The 18,689-nt window shown below is 71.2% G+C and carries 14 protein-coding genes; 10 read left to right on the forward strand and 4 right to left on the reverse strand.

Translation table 11 applies throughout. The annotated features are described in order from the left end of the window. The first annotated feature begins 273 nt into the window (after positions 1-273). From ACFZBT_RS10320 to ACFZBT_RS10330, 3 genes are read left to right on the forward strand one after another with little or no spacing between them, the layout of a single operon-like run. Positions 274-2,100, forward strand: coding sequence for an AAA family ATPase (locus ACFZBT_RS10320; RefSeq protein WP_391100890.1), 1,827 nt, complete (start codon positions 274-276; stop codon positions 2,098-2,100). Continuing rightward, positions 2,097-3,371, forward strand: a complete 1,275-nt coding sequence (locus tag ACFZBT_RS10325; RefSeq protein ID WP_391100893.1) for an McrC family protein — start codon at positions 2,097-2,099, stop codon at positions 3,369-3,371. The genes ACFZBT_RS10320 and ACFZBT_RS10325 overlap by 4 nt, the downstream gene beginning before the upstream one ends. Continuing rightward, the gene (locus ACFZBT_RS10330; protein ID WP_391100896.1) at positions 3,371-5,506 is read left to right on the forward strand and encodes a UvrD-helicase domain-containing protein; all 2,136 of its coding nucleotides are present in this window, start codon (positions 3,371-3,373) and stop codon (positions 5,504-5,506) included. The genes ACFZBT_RS10325 and ACFZBT_RS10330 overlap by 1 nt, the downstream gene beginning before the upstream one ends. A 21-nt stretch (positions 5,507-5,527) precedes the next feature. Here ACFZBT_RS10330 and ACFZBT_RS10335 read toward each other — a convergent pair whose 3' ends face one another. Next, complete coding sequence (locus ACFZBT_RS10335) at positions 5,528-7,183, reverse strand: N-6 DNA methylase (protein ID WP_391100898.1); 1,656 nt, start codon at positions 7,181-7,183, stop codon at positions 5,528-5,530. A 155-nt stretch (positions 7,184-7,338) separates the two neighbouring features. Here ACFZBT_RS10335 and ACFZBT_RS10340 point away from each other — a divergent pair, with 155 nt between their 5' ends. After that, positions 7,339-9,153, forward strand: coding sequence for a TIGR04141 family sporadically distributed protein (locus tag ACFZBT_RS10340; RefSeq protein WP_391100900.1), 1,815 nt, complete (start codon positions 7,339-7,341; stop codon positions 9,151-9,153). Positions 9,154-9,305: 152 nt separating this feature from the next. On the opposite strand, the gene ACFZBT_RS10345 is transcribed toward ACFZBT_RS10340, so the two are convergent. Next, the gene (locus ACFZBT_RS10345) at positions 9,306-9,938 is read right to left on the reverse strand and encodes a hypothetical protein (RefSeq protein WP_391100902.1); all 633 of its coding nucleotides are present in this window, start codon (positions 9,936-9,938) and stop codon (positions 9,306-9,308) included. 258 nt (positions 9,939-10,196) lie between these two features. Between ACFZBT_RS10345 and ACFZBT_RS10350 the strand changes: the two genes are divergently transcribed. The 6 genes from ACFZBT_RS10350 to ACFZBT_RS10375 all read left to right on the forward strand — a co-directional run bounded on the left by ACFZBT_RS10350 (position 10,197) and on the right by ACFZBT_RS10375 (position 17,062). After that, a complete protein-coding gene (locus ACFZBT_RS10350) occupies positions 10,197-11,642 on the forward strand; it encodes a protein kinase (protein ID WP_391100904.1) in 1,446 nt (481 codons plus the stop codon). A 156-nt stretch (positions 11,643-11,798) separates the two neighbouring features. Further along, positions 11,799-13,277, forward strand: a complete 1,479-nt coding sequence (locus ACFZBT_RS10355) for an alanine racemase (RefSeq protein WP_391100907.1) — start codon at positions 11,799-11,801, stop codon at positions 13,275-13,277. Then, positions 13,274-14,593: a pyridoxal-phosphate dependent enzyme gene (locus ACFZBT_RS10360; RefSeq protein ID WP_391100910.1), complete on the forward strand. Its 1,320-nt coding sequence runs from the start codon at positions 13,274-13,276 to the stop codon at positions 14,591-14,593. Before ACFZBT_RS10355 ends, ACFZBT_RS10360 begins: the two co-directional genes overlap by 4 nt. Before the next feature lie 5 nt (positions 14,594-14,598). Further along, the gene (locus ACFZBT_RS10365) at positions 14,599-15,795 is read left to right on the forward strand and encodes an aminotransferase class V-fold PLP-dependent enzyme (protein ID WP_391100913.1); all 1,197 of its coding nucleotides are present in this window, start codon (positions 14,599-14,601) and stop codon (positions 15,793-15,795) included. Between the two features lie 102 nt (positions 15,796-15,897). Continuing rightward, the gene (locus ACFZBT_RS10370) at positions 15,898-16,662 is read left to right on the forward strand and encodes a methyltransferase domain-containing protein (RefSeq protein ID WP_391100915.1); all 765 of its coding nucleotides are present in this window, start codon (positions 15,898-15,900) and stop codon (positions 16,660-16,662) included. A 100-nt stretch (positions 16,663-16,762) separates the two neighbouring features. Beyond that, positions 16,763-17,062 (forward strand): hypothetical protein, encoded by a 300-nt coding sequence (locus tag ACFZBT_RS10375; RefSeq protein WP_391100918.1) that lies wholly within the window; start codon positions 16,763-16,765, stop codon positions 17,060-17,062. A 27-nt stretch (positions 17,063-17,089) separates the two neighbouring features. Here ACFZBT_RS10375 and ACFZBT_RS10380 read toward each other — a convergent pair whose 3' ends face one another. After that, on the reverse strand, positions 17,090-17,743 hold the full coding sequence (locus ACFZBT_RS10380) for an ATP-binding cassette domain-containing protein (RefSeq protein WP_391100920.1): 654 nt from the start codon (positions 17,741-17,743) through the stop codon (positions 17,090-17,092). Further along, positions 17,736-18,662 carry an oligopeptide/dipeptide ABC transporter ATP-binding protein gene (locus tag ACFZBT_RS10385; RefSeq protein WP_391101474.1) on the reverse strand — a complete coding sequence of 309 codons (927 nt, stop codon included), beginning with the start codon at positions 18,660-18,662 and terminating at the stop codon, positions 17,736-17,738. The genes ACFZBT_RS10380 and ACFZBT_RS10385 overlap by 8 nt, the downstream gene beginning before the upstream one ends. Positions 18,663-18,689 lie beyond the last annotated feature (27 nt).

Raw genomic sequence — 18,689 nt, forward strand, 5'->3', positions numbered from 1 at the left:
TCAACCTCTCGATGACCGACGGCAACTCCGCCTCGATCGTGCGCCGTCTGACCTCAGTCGTCGGCTCCACACCCATAGTGCCCCCCACTTGAGCGTTCGAGTGCACGGACTTCCGGTGAAGTCGGCCCGGCACAGTCAGCACTGTAAGACCGGCACGTTTACACCGTCAACACATTCACCCGATATGTTGACGCCCAGGATGTAGGTCATTTGACGGCGTCAACAGGTACTGTGGAGGCGTCACCCAGGCCTCGCCAACCCGGAAGGTCACCCGTGCCTCAGCCCGAACTCCTCCCCGGCGCACCCGAGTTCCGCATCAAGCTGCCGAAGGACGGCGGCGAAGCACGCGGACACCTGCTCGCCGAGTTCGGCGGCAACGGCACCCACAAGTTCCTTCTGCGAGAGGGTTCCTCGGTGGCCGCCGAGGCCTGGCCCGGGCTCGGCGACCATGCCCGCCGCAACCGCGCGGAGCTGCGCGCGAGCGGGGGCATCGTCGACGATCCCGCCGACCCCGGGCCGCCACAGGCGGAGCGCCGTTGGGTGACGGCCCGGAACATCGAGTGCAATTCATCCTCGGCCGCCGCCGCGCTCGTCTACGGCTACGACGCCTCCGGCCCCGAGTCCTGGCGCACCGCGGAGGGCCACCCGCTCGCCGACTACCTGTCCACCGGCTGGCGTACCCCGCGCAAGGCGTGGCTGGTGCGCGGCTCCAATGTCTCCGGGCACAACCTGGTGCGGCAACTGTGGCTGACGGAGGATTTCGTCTCCCTCGCGGCCGCGCATCTCCCGCCGCTGGAGGAGACCGATCCGACCAAGAGCGCGCTGCGCCGCTTCGTGGAGGACGGATACGAGGGGGCGGCCTCGTACAACCAGAAGCGAGGCCTCGTCGACGATCTGCACGCCTTCCTGACACAGATGCGCGTCGGCGACACCGTCGCCACCATCGGCGACGGATGGCTGCACATCGGGCGGATCACCGGCGACGCCGTACAGACCTCGTCGCCGGGCGGGCTGTCCAACGTGCGCAGGACTGTCGCCTGGATGCCGCGGAGCCACGCGTATGAGGAGCTGCCGGAGGAGGTCCAGCAGAAGCTGTCCGTCCAGCACGACGTCGTCGATCTGACCGGCGTGCTGGACGCGCTCGACGGGCTCACCGGGCGGACGGACCCCACGACTCCGGTGGCGACCGGCGACACCGGCGAGCGGCCCGCCGTGGAACGGCCGGCACAACGCGAGCTGTCGCTGCCGCACATCACCGGGGAACTCGCCGCCGACCTCCTCGTCCACGATCGGGCCTGGCTGGAGGAGATGCGCGAACTGCTCATCGATGAAAGGCAGTTGGTGCTCTACGGCCCACCGGGCACCGGCAAGACCTACCTGGCGATGAAGCTCGCCGAGTACCTCGGTGGCGGTCCGGAGCAGGTCAAGATCGTGCAGTTCCATCCCTCGTACGCCTACGAGGACTTCTTCGAGGGGTTCCGGCCCGTGGAGGACCCCGAGACCCGGGAGGTGGCCTTCCGGCTGACGGCGGGCCCGCTCCGGGAGCTCGCCGATCTCGCCTCCCTCGAGGGCAACCGGCACATCCCGCACTTCCTGATCATCGACGAGATCAACCGTGCCAATCTGGCGAAGGTCTTCGGCGAGCTGTACTTCCTCCTGGAGTACCGGACGAGGTCGGTCCGGCTCACCTACTCCGGGGACGACTTCGCGTTGCCGCCCAACCTCTTCGTGATCGGCACGATGAACACCGCCGACCGGTCGATCGCCCTGGTGGACGCGGCGATGCGGCGCCGCTTCGCGTTCGTGGAGCTGTCCCCGCGTACCGAACCGACCGCCGGCCTGCTCGCGCGCTGGCTGAAGCGTGAGGGCAAGGACGCGGAGCCCGCCCTCCTCCTCGACGCCCTCAACGCCCGTATCGACGACGCCGACTTCGCCATCGGGCCGTCGTACCTGATGAAGCCGGGCGTGTACCGCGACGGCGGCCTCGAACGGACCTGGCGCACGAAGATCCTGCCGCTGCTGGAGGAACACCACTACGGCGAGGGCCTCGACATCACCGCACGCTACGGCCTCGACGCGCTGCGCGAGCAGTACCCGTGACCGTGTCAGCGTCCGTGCCCGCGCCTGTGCCCGAGGTGTCACTGCGCGAGTACGGGCCCGCCGTCTCCGTCCCCCTGGGACGCGAAGCCGGACAGGTCCTGGCCGCCTCTGGCATCCTCCAGAGCGCGACCCCCGATCCCCGCCGGGACGGGCACTGGCTGCTGCGGGCGGGCAGCCGGGTGGGCGCCGTGCGCATGCCTGAGGGCCCGGTCGTGAGGATCATGCCCAAGGTCTCGGTGAGCCGGCTGTTCTTCCTCCTCGGGTTCAGCCTCGACCCGGCCGGTGCCTGGCGCGACAGCGGTGAGGGCACGATCGACACCGGCGCGTACGACGACGTCGTCCCCGCACTCGCCCACGCCGTGGAGCGGCAGATCGACAGGGCACTGCGACAGGGGGTCCTCCAGGGCTACCGGGAGGTGCGGGAGTCCGCGCTGGTCGTGCGCGGCAGGCTGCGCGAGGCCGAGCAGATCCGGCGGCACTTCGGCCGTACACCGCCCGTGGAGATCGCCTACGACACGTACACCGCCGACACCGCCGAGAACCGCGTCCTGCGCGCGGCCGCCGAGCGGTTGCTGCGGCTGCCGGGCGTGCCCGGTCCCGTCCGGCGGCGCCTCGCCCATCAGCGCGTACGTCTGGCCGACGCGCTACCGCTGATACGGGGGCAGGAACTGCCGCGTTGGCAGCCGTCCCGCCTCAACTCCCGCTACCAGCCCGCCCTGCGGCTCGCCGAAGCCGTCCTGCGCGGAACCTCACCGGAGCACCGGCCGGCCGAGGCCGATCCGCTCTCCATGGACGGCTTCCTGCTCGACATGAACAAGCTGTTCGAGGACTTCGTGACCGTCGCCCTGCGCGAGGCGCTCCGGGAGCACGGTCTGACCGCGCGCCTCCAGGACCCCCATCACCTCGACATCGCGAGTCTCGTACGCATCCGTCCCGACCTGGTCGTCCGCACCGGTGACGGCCGTACTCCGCGCGCCGTCGTCGACGCCAAGTACAAGGTCGAGAAAGCCGACGGGCTCCTCAACGCCGACCTGTACCAGGCGCTCGCGTACGCCACCGTGCTCGGTCTGCGCGAGGCGCACCTCGTGTACGCGGCCGGACGGCGGACCGAGCGCTTCCACGAGGTGCGGTGCACGGCGGCGGGACCGGACGGGCGGGGGCTTCGGATCTACCAGCACAGCCTCGATCTCTCCCGCGAACCAGGACAACTCCTCACCTCTCTGAGGGAGATCGCCGGGCGGCTGGCGTCCGGTGGAAAGGAAGGGATCTGATGCCCCGGCTCGCCTTCGCCCAGAGCTTCTGGGACGGCTACGACACCCTGGAGAAGCCGGTCCGGGCCGGAGTGCGCAAGGCCATGGCGAAATTCCAGGCCATGAGCGCCGCCGAACTCAACGCGGACAAGGGACTGCACCTGGAGTCCGTCCACAACGCCCGCGACCCGCGGATGCGCACCATTCGCATCACCGACTTCTGGCGCGGCGTCGTCCTCGCCCCCGACGACGGCAGCGACATGTTCCTCCTCGTCAATGTCCTGCCGCACGACGACGCCTACACCTGGGCGGCGAAGCGCCTGTACAGCGCGAACTCCGCCACGCGGGCTCTGGAGGTGCGCAACGCCGTCGCCCTGGACGAGCTGACTCCGCTGTACGAGACGGCCGCCCGCACGGCTCCCCGGCTGCTGTTCGCGGACGTGTCCGACGGCACACTGCGCGAACTCGGCATCGACGACCAAGTCCTGCGCGCCGCACGCTCGATGGTCGACAAGGCCCAGCTGGAGGCCTTCTCCACCCTGTTGCCGGAGGATCAGCTGGAAGTGCTCCAGTACCTCGCCGAGGACTTCAGCCCGGAAGACGTCTACCGGGACGTCGTGGCCGTGCGTCGCCCCGCCGACGCGCCCGCCGAACCGGTCGAGGACCTGGCCACGGTGATCACCAACACGTCCGCCCGCATCCGGCTGGTCACCGGACCGCGGGAGCTGGAGGAGATGCTGGCGAAGCCGTTCGCGGCCTGGCGCGTCTTCCTCCACCCCTCCCAGCGGCGCGTCGCCTACCGCACCTCGTACGGCGGTCCCGTCCAGGTCACCGGGGGACCCGGCACGGGCAAGACCGTGGCGGCGCTGCACCGGGTCAAGCATCTGCTCGGCCGCTCCGCGGACGGCCGCGTCCTGCTCACCACGTACACGAACGCGCTCGCCGCCGGACTGCGCGAGATGCTCGGCCTGCTCCTCGACGATGACGAGAAGCTACTGGCCCGGGTCGATGTGACGACGGTGGACGCCTACGCGAACGGCATCGTGCGCGCGCACTCGGCGGCCGTGCCGAAGCCGATCGGGGACCGGGAACAGCGGCAGTTGTGGGAGAAGGCGGTCAAGCAGCTGGACCTGCCGTTCACCGCGCAGTTCCTGGCCCAGGAGTACCGCCACGTCGTCCTCGGCCAGAACCTCCGTGACCTCGACGCCTACCTCGGCGCGAGCCGCCGCGGCCGCGGCGTCGGACTCGGTCCCGCACGCCGGCGGCAGGTGTGGAGCGGCGTGGAGCGGTTCGAGAGATTCCTGCGTGACCGCGGTGAGACCACGCACCTGCGGATCTGCGCCCGCGCGGCGGAAGTCCCTGCCGACGGGCCGGCTCCGTACGCCCATGTCGTCGTCGACGAGGCACAGGACCTGCATCCCGCGCAGTGGCGGGTGCTGCGCGCCGCCGTCTCCCCCGGCCCGGACGACCTGTTCGTCACCGGCGACCCACATCAGCGGATCTACGACTCCCGGGTTTCGCTGGGCTCGCTGGGCATCGCCACGGTCGGCCGCAGTTTCCGGCTGCGCGTCAACTACCGCTCCACCGAGGAGATCCTCGCCTGGTCGGCCCGTCTCCTCGCACCCGTCACCGTCGACGCGCTCGAGGGCGACGGGACGGACTCGCTGGCCGGCTACCGCTCGCTGCTCCACGGCGGCCGCCCACGGGTGCGGGGCTACGCCACCCGGCAGGAGGAGACCGAGGCGCTGGTGGAGCGGGTGCGAACCCTGCTCGCCGAGGGCTTCGCGCCGCACGAGATCGGGGTGTGCGCGCGGTTCAACCTCGCCCTGGACTCGGCCGAGGAGAAGCTGAAGGCCGTCGGCATCCCTGTGCTACGGGTCAAGGGGCAGGTCGCGCAGGGGTCCCCGGGCGTGCGGCTGGCGACGATGCACGCGATGAAGGGGCTGGAGTTCCGGGCGGTGTCCGTGCTCGGTGTCGCCGAGGGCACCGTCCCGTTCGCCCGTGAGATCACCCCGCGTGAGGCGGACCCGCTCCAGCATGATGCCGACCTGCTCCGTGAGCGCTGTCTGCTCTTCGTCGCCTGCACGCGCGCTCGCGAAACCCTGAGTGTCACGTGGAGCGGGAACGCGAGCCCCTTCCTTCCGCCCCTCTCCTGATTCGGCCGGCCGGCTCGGCCCTCACTCCCCCGGCGCCAGGGCGCCGGTCGCGAGACCGTCACGGGCGACCTCGGCGAGCTGCCGGCTCAGCTCGTCGACCTTGCGCATTCCTTCCTCGAACGCGGACAGGGCCCGGAACGCGGAGCCGTACCGGCGTTGCTCGTCAATGCCCATACGGGGGATGCGTGAACCCCTGCCGTCGAAGCGGTAGGTCCCGCTCGCGCTCGTGGATCTGCGCACATTGGCGGAACTGCGCAGGAATCCCCGCAGATAGTCCGTGTCGAGCTGCTCGCTGGCCGAGACCGGCTCCGGACCGTCGTAGGCCACGAGCCCGGCGCGGGCGAGATCCGCGACGCTGGTGGTGGCGCCGTCCAGCGAGCCCGGCCCGCCGCCCGTCGCCAGCTCGGGCAGGAGGGCGTCGAGGCGACGGATCTGGTCCTCCAGTTCCTTGCGCAGGGCGGCATACTCACCGGGGTAGTCGCGGTGCCGGGAACGGAGATGGCTGCCGGGTGTCAGGTCGACGACGTCGTCCAGGAGTTCGATCAGCGGCACGTCGGCAACCTGGTCGGGGCGTGGCTCCAGATCTTCGTCGGGGCTGTTGTCCGTCAGGTCGACCATGCGCACGGCGTCATGTGTGTCGGCTCCTTCCGTGCTCTCGGGACGCCGCAGACACCACAGATGGACAGGCAGGGCATGCGAGGTCGCCGTACCCGGCGGCAGGGCGATCACTTGACGCACGATGCCCCGGCGTACGAGTTCCGCTCGGATGCGGCGGCCTGCCTTGCGGTAGGCGACCGAGGCCGGCATGACCATGAGAACGTGGCCGCCCGGCACGGTGTGCGCGTAGGCGTGCTGGAGCCACGCCAGCTCCCCTTCGGCCTTGGACGGGGTGCCGAGATCCCAGCGGGAGTCGAGCAGCAGTTCCTCTCGTCCCCACTCGGTCACGCCGGCCGGAGGATCACAGACGACCAGGTCCGCCTTGAGGTCCGGCCATTCATCCGCGCGCAGGGAATCACCGGCCACGATGCGCACGCCCGATCGGCCCAGGAGGTCGGCGCGGAGCTGTGCGAAGCGGGCGCTGTCGGTATCCAGCTCCTGGCCGCGGCAGAGAATCCCGGATCTGGCGGCGACGGAAAGAAGCAGCACCCCGATTCCGCAGGCGGGATCGAAGATCGTGGCGTCGTACGGCAGCTCGGGAGCGAAGTGGCACACGGCACGCACCACGCGCTCGGACGTCACCTGGTCGGACCCGGCGCGCCGAGCGGAGTCCATGAACCGTTCGGTCAGTCCGTCCACGAGGTCGACGGGCGATCCGGTTCGGGCGAGCTCCCGTACACGGGTGACCACGTCGCCGGGCAGCCCCGGGCCGGAGTGACCGGCCAGAACCTCGGCGACCTGTGCCAGTCCCGCGACCATCTGCTCCCCGTAAACGGCCCGCATGGCCTGCCAGAGCTCGACCTCGGGTGACACCTCCTGGCCTTTGCGCTGCCTGTCCAGCCACTCCTGGACCTCCGCGAGCGCGTAGAGCGGACTGTTCGCCGCACCTCCCGCCGGCGCGGGGAAGTCGTCGTAGCGCCGACGCCAGTTGGAGACAGCGGCCCGGGTGACTCCGGCGAGCCGTGCGATCTCGGCGCCGGTGACCAGTGGGCCGACCGATGAAGCGGCATTGTCCGTCATAGCCTCAGCGTACACGGATCGTGAAACCCTTTCCAGAGTCTGACGCGTTGACAACGTACACAGATCAGTGTCAGTCTCACTCGTGTACTTGGTTCCCCCTTGCACCAACACGCCGTCGAGCGCGTCTGAGCCACAGCTGTCCACGGAGGCACCCCATGGCATCGAACACCGCGGTTCGCACCGTTTACCGGCTGTCCCGCGTCGCCCCGACCACCGACGCCATGCTGTACGCCCTTGACCTCGAACTTCTCGACAGGCTCGATGCCGATCCGCATGTACCGGAGGTGCTCGGAGTCCCGGCCGTGTACGTCACCTGCGGGATGGAGCGCACCGAAGCCCCTTGGTGCGAACCCATGTCGCGCACCACCGGGATCACGGTCAACGAGAGCGTCCGCCGCACAGCAGCCGTGCTTCTGCTCGCCGTCGACGGCACGGTGTACGCCATCGGCTGTGACCAGGGCTACCGGCTGATCCCCGAACACCTCAAGGACAAGCGCTTCGGCCTCTCCTTCGCCATCCGGCAGATGGATCCGAACATGATCCGCGGGGCTGTGTCGAGGCCTCTCGGGCAGGCTCGCACCGACATCTCCCTGGTACCGGGGGGCACTCCAGCCCCGCAGCTGGGCATTCGTGACCACTCGCGCATCGTGCGCAGCCTGGGCGGATACCTCGACGACCTGCCGCTCACCCGGTCGCGGTACACCCGCGGAAAGGCAGTCAGTGCCCAGGGAGGGTGCGGCTTGAGAGTCGCCCTGGGCGTCGAGCCGGAGGCCTTGGTCTCCGACCTGCGGACCATCGCCAGGATCTGCCGCGAGGACATCCCGCACCAGGAACTGGAGTTCGTCGACCACATTGTGCCGGTCAGCGACACGGCGCTCCTCGACCAGAGCCTGGACGACCGTCTCGGCCGGCCCGCCGACGGAAGCGTCTCCGTCTGCGTCCCCGCCGAACATCACATGGCATACGCCGAGGCCACCACGTACACGACCCGGATCAACAGCAACAACGGAGCTCTGCGCTCCGACGACTTCGACCTCGAATACGTGCTCACCCGGGCCCGACTCGCACCACCCGGCGAACGCCTCAAGGTGCTGCGCGAGGGAACGGTGACCCTTGCCCGGGACCGCCGGGCGGGGGCCGCCGGCACACTCGCCGTCACCAGCGCGCTGAACTGGCTGGAGACCGGCGTATCGCTCGGCTCCAGGCGGTTCTTCCTGATGGACGGTGAGTGGTACGAGGCCGGCGCGGCCTATGTCGAAGAGTGCCGGGCCACCGTGCGTGCACTGTTCTCACCTTCCCCCTCCGTCTCCCTTCCCTCCTGGGCGGACGGCGAGTCGGAGAACATCTACAACAACAGGGTGGCTGACGACCGGCCCGACTGGCTCTGCCTCGACACCAAGAACGTCGCCAACCCTCTCCGGCCCAGGGACCAGGTCGAGATCTGCGATCTGCTCATGCCCGACGGCACCCTGATCCTCGTCAAGCGCGCGGGCTGTTCCGGTCCGCTGAGTCACCTGTTCAGCCAGGCCAGGGTGGCGGTGGAACTGCTCCAGGAGTCCGCCCAGGTCCGTGCGGAGTTCATCGCGAAAGTGGCCAGGCTGAGTCGCGGTGCACGCCTGCTTCCGGATGACTACACGCCCAAACGGATCGTCCTCGCGATGCTCCTCAAGAACCGCTCGACCCTGACTCCGGATTCCGTCTTCGGCTTCTCCCAGATCACCATCGCCCAGACCGCGAAAGCCCTCGCGGCACGGGGGGTGGCTGTCGAGGTGATCGGCATCCCGCAGGGTGGCGCCGACGTGCTTTCCCCGCCTTTGTGCGACGCGGGAACTCGTAGGGCGGCCGCGCTGAGCACCCTCCCGCAGGGAAGCCGCTTGACCACACGGAAGCCGACGTCCCACTCGCGGTCGGCATCGCGGATGGTGACGCCGACCGCGGTCGTGGAACCCGGCCTGCCGAACAGCCGGTAGCCGCGCTCCCTCGCGTGTGGCACGTTGGCGACCAAGCGCTCGAAGGCCCGCCTGCCGCGGACGGCGTCATGGACTGCGGGCCGGTCGGCGGAACCGACTTGTACGTCGCCGCCGGCGTGGCGGCAGAGATCAAGCGCCCGCGCCCGCACCCGTCAGTACAGCTTGTTGACGGCCGTGACGGTGGTCGTCTTGAAGTCGCCCACCTGGGCATGCTGGAAGTTGCCCATCTGGCCCCACAGGACCACCGTCACAGTCCGGCCGTCGCGGCCGACCGAGAACAGGCCGATGTCGGAGGAGCCCCACGCCGAGGCGGTGTGGAGGCCGTAGACGTGGGCGCCCTCCTCGACGTTCAGCCGGCCGTAGGACTTCTGCGTCGCCGTCAGGTCGGGGTCCCGCTCCATCAGCTTCTTCGCGCAGCCGGTGATGTCCTTGCGCAGCAGCGCCGCGAAGTCCTTGGCGCGCTGTTCCGTGCGCTCCACGACCGTGATCTGCTGGGCGCTGGTGTCGAACTCGGTCCAGTAGGAGCGGTGGCTCGCGATGGAGGGCAGGGCCTCGCCCACGCAGACCGGCAGCGGGTCCGGCTGACCGGCCGTGACGGGTCCGGCATACCAGGGCGAAGTCGGGTGCGGCGGCAGTTCGGCCGGCTCCAGGAACCGGGGTGTGGCGGAGGCGGGTGGCGTGGCGGCAGCGGCCGGTACGGCGACCGCCGCGACACCGGCCACGGCCGCCAGCGCGGCCACGGTGGTGCGGATGCCTCGGGCGCGGATCTTCACAGTCTCCCCCATGTTTCCCCCATGATCTTCTCGACGTCTTCGTCTCGAATGTGCGGGCTTCAGCCCTTGCACCCCGTACGACCCGCCACCGCCCGCAAACGTTGCCCCGCCCGTCCGCTACGGATTCGTCCCGAATGTCACCGGCGCGCTACGAGGGATCGGGACCCGTGATCCCCCTCACTCCCGGCCCAGGTCACCCCAGGTTCGGCAGTTATGGTGACCAGGGCGCAGGAAGCCGCCCGACACGGACAATGCGGCGGAGGTCATACGGTGTCGGACCAGGGGCGACTCGTCGCCGGGCGCTATCGGCTCGCCGAGCGGATCGGCCGGGGCGGTATGGGCACGGTGTGGCTGGCCGACGACGAGGTGCTGGGGCGCCGGGTCGCGCTGAAGCGGCTGCACGAGCAGCCGCACCTGTCGGCCGACGAGCTCGGCACGCGCGACGAGCGCATGCGCCGTGAGGCGCGCAGCGCCGCGCGCATCGTCCACCCCAACGTGATCGTCGTGCACGACGTCGTGGAGGACGAGGGCCGGCCCTGCGTCGTCATGGAGTACGTCCCCGGCCACACGCTCGCCGACCTCCTCCGGGACGGCCGCACCCTCCCGCCCCACGAGGCGGCCCGGATCGGCCTGGCCATGGTGTCCGCCCTGCGAGCCGCGCACGAGGCCGGAGTCCTGCACCGCGACGTCAAGCCCGGCAACGTGCTGCTGGGCTCGGGTGACCGGGTCGTGCTCACCGACTTCGGCATCGCCACCACGGCAGGCTCGCCCACCCTGACGAGGACCGGCGAGATGGTCGGATCCATCGACTACATGGCCCCGGAACGCGTCAGGGGCCTCACCCCCGGCCCGCCCTCGGACCTGTGGGCCCTGGGTGCGACGCTGTACCAGACGACGGAGGGTCACACCCCCTACCGCCGCCCCACGGCGATGGAGACGGCCTACGCCATCGCCACGGATCCCGTGACCCCACCGACCCAGGCCGGCCCCCTGGGCCCGCTCATAGAGTCCCTCCTGGCCAGAGAGCCGGAGGAACGCCCGTCGGCGGAGGAGACCGAACACTCCCTACGGACAGCAGTGGACGCCCTGAAGGGGCGCGGGGAACTGCGCGACCAGCCCCAACGAGCCCGCACCCGCCGTCGTCGCCGCATCACCACCATCGCTGCCGCACTCACCGCCACCCTCGCCGTAGCGGCCACCCTCTACGCAACAAACCCGCCCCAAGCCGACAAACCACGCAAAACCACAAGCCGACTCACCGCCACACCCAGCCCTGTCCCCCAGGGCTACCACCTCGTCCACGAGAAGAAGTTCGGCGCCTCCTTCCCCATCCCGAACGACTGGACCGCCCGCACCCGCACCGCGGAACAGGTCACCTACGCCGACCCCACCGGCCTCGCCGGCATCACCATCGGCACAGTCACCCCGGCAGGACCGAACCCGGCCGACCACTTCGCCGACATCGAGGCGAACACCAAGGTCAACTACCCCACGTACCGCAGACTGCGCATGCAGCGGACGACGTTCCGCGACCAGCCCGCCGCGATCTGGGAGTTCACCTTCCAGGGCCGGGCCCGCCCGTTCCGCGCCATCGACCTCGGCTACGGCCGTGAGGGCGGACGCGAGTTCGACATCTACCTCTCGGCGCCCGAGGCGGACTGGGACACCCACCGCCCCGTCTTCGACCATGTCAGGGACGGCTTCCGGACAAGCTGAAGAAGTTCGTGATCCGCTTCACACCGGCGACCGGACAGGACCGGGCCTTCAGGGCGTAAAGCGACCGAAGAATGGATATGGGCTATACGGCGAAACGCGGGGAGTGTCCGACGTGCCCGGATGCCGGGCGCAGCGGCTTCAGGGGAGGGAGCGCGCATGGACGGCCGGCCCTTGTACCTCGAACCGCGGCTGGAGCCACGGCTGAGGTCGCTCGTGGCGGCGACAGGGACGTTGCACTCGCTCACCGACGCGCTCGGTTCACCGCTGCACGTGGTGGTGCCGGACCAGATCGCCGAGAATCTGGAGCGCTTCCGGTCCGTGTACCGCGCGCATCACCTGTCGGGCCAGGTCTTCTACGCCCACAAGGCCAACCGGTCCAGCGCCCTGCTGCGCCGCCTCGCCGCGACTGACGCGGGTGTGGACGTCGCGTCGCTGGGCGAGTTGCAGCACGCGCTCGGTGCCGGGTTCACCGCCGACCGGATCATCGCCACCGGGCCGAAGAACCCCGAGTTCCTGTGGCTCGCGGCCCGTGCGGGGGTCACGGTCAGCGTCGACGGCGTGGCCGAGCTGGACCAACTCGCCACCCTGGTACGCAAGCACGCACTGGCCCCGGTGCGGGTCATGCTGCGGCTGTCGGGGTTCGAGACGGCGGGCGTGAGAGTGCTGAGCCGGCGCAGCCGGTTCGGTACGCCCGTACGGGAGTTGGAGCCGCTGCTGGAGGCGGTCGAGCGGCACGGGGACGCGGTGGAGCCGACGGGCGCGGCCTTCCATCTGGACACCACCAGCGTCGCGGAGAAGGCGGCAGCCCTCGAAGGGTGTCTGGCCGCTCTGGAGGCGTGCCGGAGCCGGGGACTCAGGCCCCGGGCCGTGGACGTCGGCGGCGGGTTCGGGGTCAGCTACCTCGCCGAGCGGGAGCAGTGGGAGGCGTACACGACCGCGCTCACGGCCGCCGTCCTGGGCCACCGCCCGCCCCTGACCTGGGGCGGGCACGGTTACGGGCTGCGGAACGAGTCCGGCACCCTGCGCGGCGCGCTCGGTCTCTACCCCGCCCACCGGCCCGTCGCCGGCGCGGCCTACCTCGACGAGCTGCTGGGCCGGCCCGCCGTCTCCCTGGGCGGCCGTCCGCTGGCCGGACTGCTGCTGGAGCACCTGTACGACCTGCACACCGAGCCCGGCCGGGCGCTGCTGGACCAGTGCGGGCTGACGCTGGCGAAGGTGCTGGAGGTCCGCGAGCAGGAGGGCGGCAGGGAGAACGGCGGCGAGCTGCTCGTGCGGCTGGCCGCCAAGGCCGACGACGTCGCCCTGGAGGACCACGGGGTGCTGATGGACCCCGTGGTCGTGCCCCGGAGTGGAGCAGGGCCGGGCGAGGGGCCCGTCGCCGTCCACCTCTTCGGCGGCCTCTGTCTGGAGACCGACCTGATCACCCGGCGCACGGTGTTCCTGCCCCGCCGTCCGGTCCCCGGCGACCTGCTGGCGTTCGCCAACACCGCCGGATACGCCATGGACTTCCACGCCACCCGCGCCCAGCACCAGCCCGCCGCCCGCAAGGTCGCCGCCTGGCAGGACGGCGACGGGTGGCGCTGGTGCCTCGACGACCAGTTCTGGCCGATCACGCCCTCGGGGGGAGCCCAGTGAGGTACGACAGCATCACGGAGGCGATAGGCAACACCCCGCTGGTACGGCTGGACCCGGCCGTGCACGGACTGCGGAACATCGACCTGTTCGCCAAGCTGGAGATGCTCAACCCCTGGGGCTCGGTCAAGGACCGGGCGGCCTGGAGCATGGCCCGTCCGCTGCTCTCCGAGGCTGTCGAACAGGGCAGCCAGGTCGTGGAGTTGTCCAGCGGGAACACGGCGAAGGCGCTGGCGGTCGTCGCGGGCATGCACGGACTGGGCTTCAAGAGCGTCACCAACCGGATGCGGGTACCGGAGATCAAGGACCTCCTGCTGCTGCTCGGCGCGGAGATCGAGGAGCTGCCCGGGCAGAGCGAGTGCCTGGACCCGACGGCGACGGACGATCCGCTGACCCTCTTCCACCGGACGCTGTCCGCCTCCGGCAGCGCCTATCTGCACACCGACCAGTACTTCAACCCGCGCAACACCGAGGCCCATCTGACCGGGACCGGGCCGGAGATCGTCAAGGACCTGGACGGCCGGGTGCCGGACTGGTTCGTCGCCTGTGTGGGCACGGCCGGTTCCTCCACGGGCGTGGCCCGCGCGCTGCGGGAGGAGGACCCCTCGGTGCGGGTGGTCGGGCTGGTCGCGGCCAAGTCCGACTTCATCCCCGGCATCCGCACGATCGACGAGGTGCAGGAGGTCGGCCTGTTCGATCCGGAGACCTACGACTCGATGGAGTCGGTGAGCGCCGACGAGGCCATCGAGGGGATGCTGACCCTCAACCGCCGCTGCGGCATCCTGGGCGGGCCCACCGGAGGGGCGGCCTACTTCGGGGCGGTGCGTCATCTGCGCGCCGTCGACGCGGAGTTGAGCGAGCGCCGCACCGCGGTGTTCATCGTCTGCGACCGGGTCGAGAGCTATCTGAGCTACGTCCGTGAGCGGCGGCCCGACCTGCTGGCCCGGCCGGCCCGGAGGAACTCGGTGGCCGACCTGACCGAGGCCGAGGTGCGCGGGGCTCCGTCGGTCGGTGTGGCCGACGCCCGGCGGTGGATCGAGACCGACCGGCCGCTCGTGGTCGACCTGCGCAGTCCGTTCGCGTACGCGGCGCTGCACATCGACGGGTCGGTCAACATCGTCGACGAGCTGTTCGCCGAACTCCTGCGGGGCGGCCTGCCGTTCAGCCGGAGCCGGCCGGTGCTGCTGGCATGTCCGGTGGGCGAGCAGTCGGCGCGGTACGCGGCGCTGCTGACCCGGATGGGGCATGCCGACGTGCGCAGCCTGAGCGGAGGCATCATCGCCTGGCGGGACGCGGGCGCGCCCCTGGTGCGGGACTGACGGCCATGACCGCACCGATCATCCGCGAGGACCTGCAGCAGTGGCAGCAGGCGCTGCGCGCCCAGTTCCCGATCGTCACCGGGCACCCGGAGCTGGCGTATCTGGACAGCGCGGCCACGGCACAGAAGCCGCAGGCCGTCCTGGACGCCGTGCAGGCGTATCTCACCACCAGCAATGCCAACTCCGCGCGCGGCACCTACACCTGGGCCAACCGGACCACGGAGCTGGTCGAGCGGACCCGGGAGCGCGTCGCCCGGTTCCTCGGGGACACCGGGCCGGAGCGCTCGGCCGTTCATTTCACGAGCGGCACGACGGAGGGGCTGCGGACGATCGCCCGCGACTGGCTGCCGGGGTTCCTGCGCGACGGCGACGAGATCGTCGTGCCCGAGGCGGACCACCAGGCCAACATCGCGCCCTGGCTGGAGGCCGAGCGGGTGCTCGCGGGGCAGGGCGTGCGCGTCCGGGTGCTGCCGATGCCGTACCAGAGCGGTTCCGGGGACTACGACCACACCGCGCTGGCCGAACGGGCCGGGCCGCGCACCCGGTTCGTCGCCACGACCCATGTGCACCATGTGTACGGCGGCGACATGAATGTGCGGCGGATCCGCGAGGCGGTCGGGCCGGACGCGGTGATCTGTCTGGACGCGGCCCAGAGTGTCGGGCATCTGCCGGTGTCCGTGGGCGACTTGGACGTCGACTTCGTGGTCTTCTCCGGGCACAAGGCGCTGGCCCTGCCGGGGTCGGGCGCGGTGTGGGCCCGGCAGGCGCGCGGTCCGGCGTTCACGCCCGGCGGGTGGAGCGGCACGCCGAACACCGTGGGCATCGCCTCGCTGGAGGCGGCCCTGGACTGGCTGGACGCCGCCGGTGTGGAGCGCGTCGAGCGGTGGACGGTCGCCCTGGCGGCCCGGCTCACCGACGGGCTGCGCCGACTGGACTCCTACGAGATCCTCGGCTGCCCGCTCAGCCTGGCGGCCGACTCGACCGTGCAGCGGCGCCAGAGCATCGTGACCCTGCGGCATCGCGCCATCGACTCGGGCGACCTGGGCTTCATCCTCTTCAGCCACGGTTTCATGGTCCGCTCCGACCACCACTGCCAGGGCGACGCGGGCGAGAAGACCGGTTCGGTGCGGGTGAGTCTGCATGTGTACAACACCGTGGAGGAGATCGACCGGCTGCTGACCGTCCTTGCGTCACTCCAGTGACTCCGCCGGCTGGGCGTTCCGCTGGGCGTAATGAGAACCGTTTCCACCTGTAGGCTCGGACCGGCAGGAGTCAGGTGCGAGACGGCGAGGTGGCGCGTCCGGATGGGACTGAGTCTGGCGACGGCGGAGCGGTGGGTGGAGCGCTGGGAGCTCCAGCAGCAGCGGTACGCCGTCGACCGCGAGGAGCGGTTCACGGTGATCGCCGATGTCGTCGAGCACGTCACGGCGGGTCGCGCGGGCCGGCCGCTCGTCGTCGACCTGGGCTGCGGGCCCGGCTCGCTGGCGGCCCGGCTGGTCAGGCGGCTGCCGGACGCGGAGATCGTGGCCGTGGACCGGGACCCCGTCCTGCTGGAGCTGGGCCGGACGCACCACCCGGACGCGGCCCGCTACGTCGACGCGGAGATCGGCGTACCCGGCTGGACCGGCGAACTGGGCCTGGACCGGCCCCTGGACGCGGCCGTCTCCACCACGGCCCTGCACTACCTCGACCGCGACACCCTGCTGCGCGTCTACCGGCAGCTCGCCTCGCTGCTGCGGCCCGGGGGCGTCCTCGTCAACGGCGACCATCTCCCCCAGGACGCCACGGGCCCGGCCGGGATCGCCGCGTATGTCGGGCAGTGCCGGGCCGACCGGCAGCGGGTGTTCGCCCATGAGGACTGGGGCTCCTGGTGGGCAGCCCTCTCCCGCGAGCCGGAGCTGACCGACCTCCTCGCGGAACGCCGCCGCCGGGAGGACGCGCTGAACAGCGGTCGCCCGGCCGAACTCCCCCTCTCCACCCATCTGGAGCTGCTGCGACAGGCGGGGTTCGGCACGGCGGGGCCGGTCTGGCAGTACGGGGACAGCTGCGTGGTCGTGGCGGTGCGTTAGGGCCGCATGGCCCCTCTCGCGCTCCGTCACATGGCGGACGGCGGCGAGCACTCGGACAATGTACGCAGAAATCGCCACATAGTCCCGAGGAGCCACCCCCATGACCACCGCCGAGCACATCACGCACGACGACCACCCCCACGCCCACGGCGAAGACTGCGGGCACGTCGCCTTCGCCCACGGCGACCACACCGACTACGCCCATGACGGCCACATCCACCGGATGCACGAGGGCCACGTCGACGAGTGCGCGAACGGCGGCCACACGGTGCACCAGAACCACGACCACCAGCATGGCGACGACTGCGGCCATCTGGCCGTGCGGCACGGCGACCACACCGACTACGTGCACGACGGTCACCGGCACGCCGGCCACCAGGGGCACTGGGACGATCACTGAACCCCGGCGAACCCCGGGTAGCGCGTATCAGGCCAGGCTGTCCCAGTCGACCGTGCGGTCGCACCAGCGCCCGAGCAGGGTGCGGTCGTGGCCGACGGCCAGCAGGGCGGCGCCGGTCGCCGACCGGTAGTCCTCGACGGCCGCGACCAGGGCGACGGCGGTGGAGGCGTCGAGCATGGCGGTCATCTCGTCGCACACCAGCAGGCGCGGGCGCAGCACGAGGGCGCGGGCGAGGCAGGCGCGTTGCAGCTGGCCGTCGCTGACCTCGTGCGGCCGTCGGGTCAGCAGGTCCGGGGTGAGGCCGACGGCGGGAGCCAACTCGGCCACGCGGTCGGGGATTTCCTTGCTCCGGCCGGTGGCGCGCAGGGGTTCGGCGATCAGGTCGGTGAGCGGCAGCCGGGGGTCGGCGGAGAGTCTGGCCTGCTGGAAGACGACCCCGAAGGCGGTGCGCAGAGCGCGCGGGGCGCGGTGGCGCCAGTGCCGTACGGGCTCGCCGTCGAGGACGAGGTTTCCGGAGTCGGGCCGGTGCAGCAGGGCCGCGACCCGCGCCAGGGTGGACTTGCCGCAGCCGCTCGGGCCGAGCAGGCCGACGGACTCGCCCGCTGCCACGGTCAGGGAGACGCCCCGGACCACCGGCGCGTTCTTGAGGTATCCGGCGGTGATGGAACGCAGTTCAAGCACGGGCGTCCTCCGGCAGGTGCGGGTGGTGGCAGGCGACCATGCCCGGGGGCGGCGGGGCGGCACAGGTGCCGGTGGCCCGGTCGCAGCGGGCGGCGAAGGCGCAGCCCTCGGGGAGGTCGCCGAGTTCGGGCGGCATGCCGGGGATGGCCTTGAAGGCGCGGTCGGGGAGGGCCTGGAGCAGCCCGCGGCTGTAGGGGTGGCGGGGCCCGGGTGAGCCGAAGAAGTCCTCGGCGGCGGCCAGTTCGACGATCCGGCCCGCGTACATCACGGCGACCCGGTCGGCGATGCGTTCGGCGGCGGCCAGGTCATGGGTGATCATCAGCAGGCCCCGGCCCCTGCTGCCCGTCTCCCCCGGCTCGTCGACGTGCCGCCGCAGTTCGTCGACCGTACGGTCCACCAGATCGCGGTCGAGCCCGGTGGTCGGTTCGTCGGCGAGCAGCAGGGGCGCGTCGCCCACGAGGGCGAGGGCGGTGGCGGCGCGCTGGGCCAGGCCTCCGGAGAGCTGGTGGGGGTGCCGGTCGAGGTGGTCCGCGGGGAACGCTGCCCGTTCGGCGGCGGCCTCGGCGGCGGCGCGCAGGGCGGCGCGTCCCCGGGTCGCGGTCAGCGCGGCGACCGTCTCCTCCAGTTGGGAACGGACCGTGCGCACGGGGGTGAGGTGGGCGGCCGGGCTCTGCGGTACGAGGCCGATGAGCCGGCCCCGTACGGTACGGGCGAGGGTCCGCTCGTCGGCCGTGAGCAGGTCCAGGTCGCCGAGGTGAGCCGCCCCGGCGGTCTGCGCGTTGCCGGGGAGCAGCCCGAGCAGGGCCGAGGCCAGCACGGACTTGCCGCAGCCGCTCTCCCCGATCAGCGCCAGGCACTCACCTGCCGCCACGTCGAACCGGGCGTCGGTGACGGCGGCGACACGTCGCCCGCCGGGCATGAGGAATCGCACGGAGAGGCCGCGCAC

This window comes from Streptomyces sp. NPDC008137 (genome assembly GCF_042957035.1).
Classification (GTDB): domain Bacteria; phylum Actinomycetota; class Actinomycetes; order Streptomycetales; family Streptomycetaceae; genus Streptomyces.

What these genes read in the sequence shown, in the direction of transcription:
- ACFZBT_RS10365 (WP_391100913.1), top strand. Translation starts at nt 14,599, where the DNA reads ATGACCGCACCGATCATCCGCGAGGACCTGCAGCAGTGGCAGCAGGCG.
- ACFZBT_RS10355 (WP_391100907.1), top strand. Translation starts at nt 11,799, where the DNA reads ATGGACGGCCGGCCCTTGTACCTCGAACCGCGGCTGGAGCCACGGCTG.
- ACFZBT_RS10340 (WP_391100900.1), top strand. Translation starts at nt 7,339, where the DNA reads ATGGCATCGAACACCGCGGTTCGCACCGTTTACCGGCTGTCCCGCGTC.
- ACFZBT_RS10385 (WP_391101474.1), bottom strand. Translation starts at nt 18,662, where the DNA reads ATGCCCGGCGGGCGACGTGTCGCCGCCGTCACCGACGCCCGGTTCGAC.
- ACFZBT_RS10330 (WP_391100896.1), top strand. Translation starts at nt 3,371, where the DNA reads ATGCCCCGGCTCGCCTTCGCCCAGAGCTTCTGGGACGGCTACGACACC.
- ACFZBT_RS10375 (WP_391100918.1), top strand. Translation starts at nt 16,763, where the DNA reads ATGACCACCGCCGAGCACATCACGCACGACGACCACCCCCACGCCCAC.
- ACFZBT_RS10335 (WP_391100898.1), bottom strand. Translation starts at nt 7,183, where the DNA reads ATGACGGACAATGCCGCTTCATCGGTCGGCCCACTGGTCACCGGCGCC.
- ACFZBT_RS10370 (WP_391100915.1), top strand. Translation starts at nt 15,898, where the DNA reads ATGGGACTGAGTCTGGCGACGGCGGAGCGGTGGGTGGAGCGCTGGGAG.
- ACFZBT_RS10345 (WP_391100902.1), bottom strand. Translation starts at nt 9,938, where the DNA reads ATGGGGGAGACTGTGAAGATCCGCGCCCGAGGCATCCGCACCACCGTG.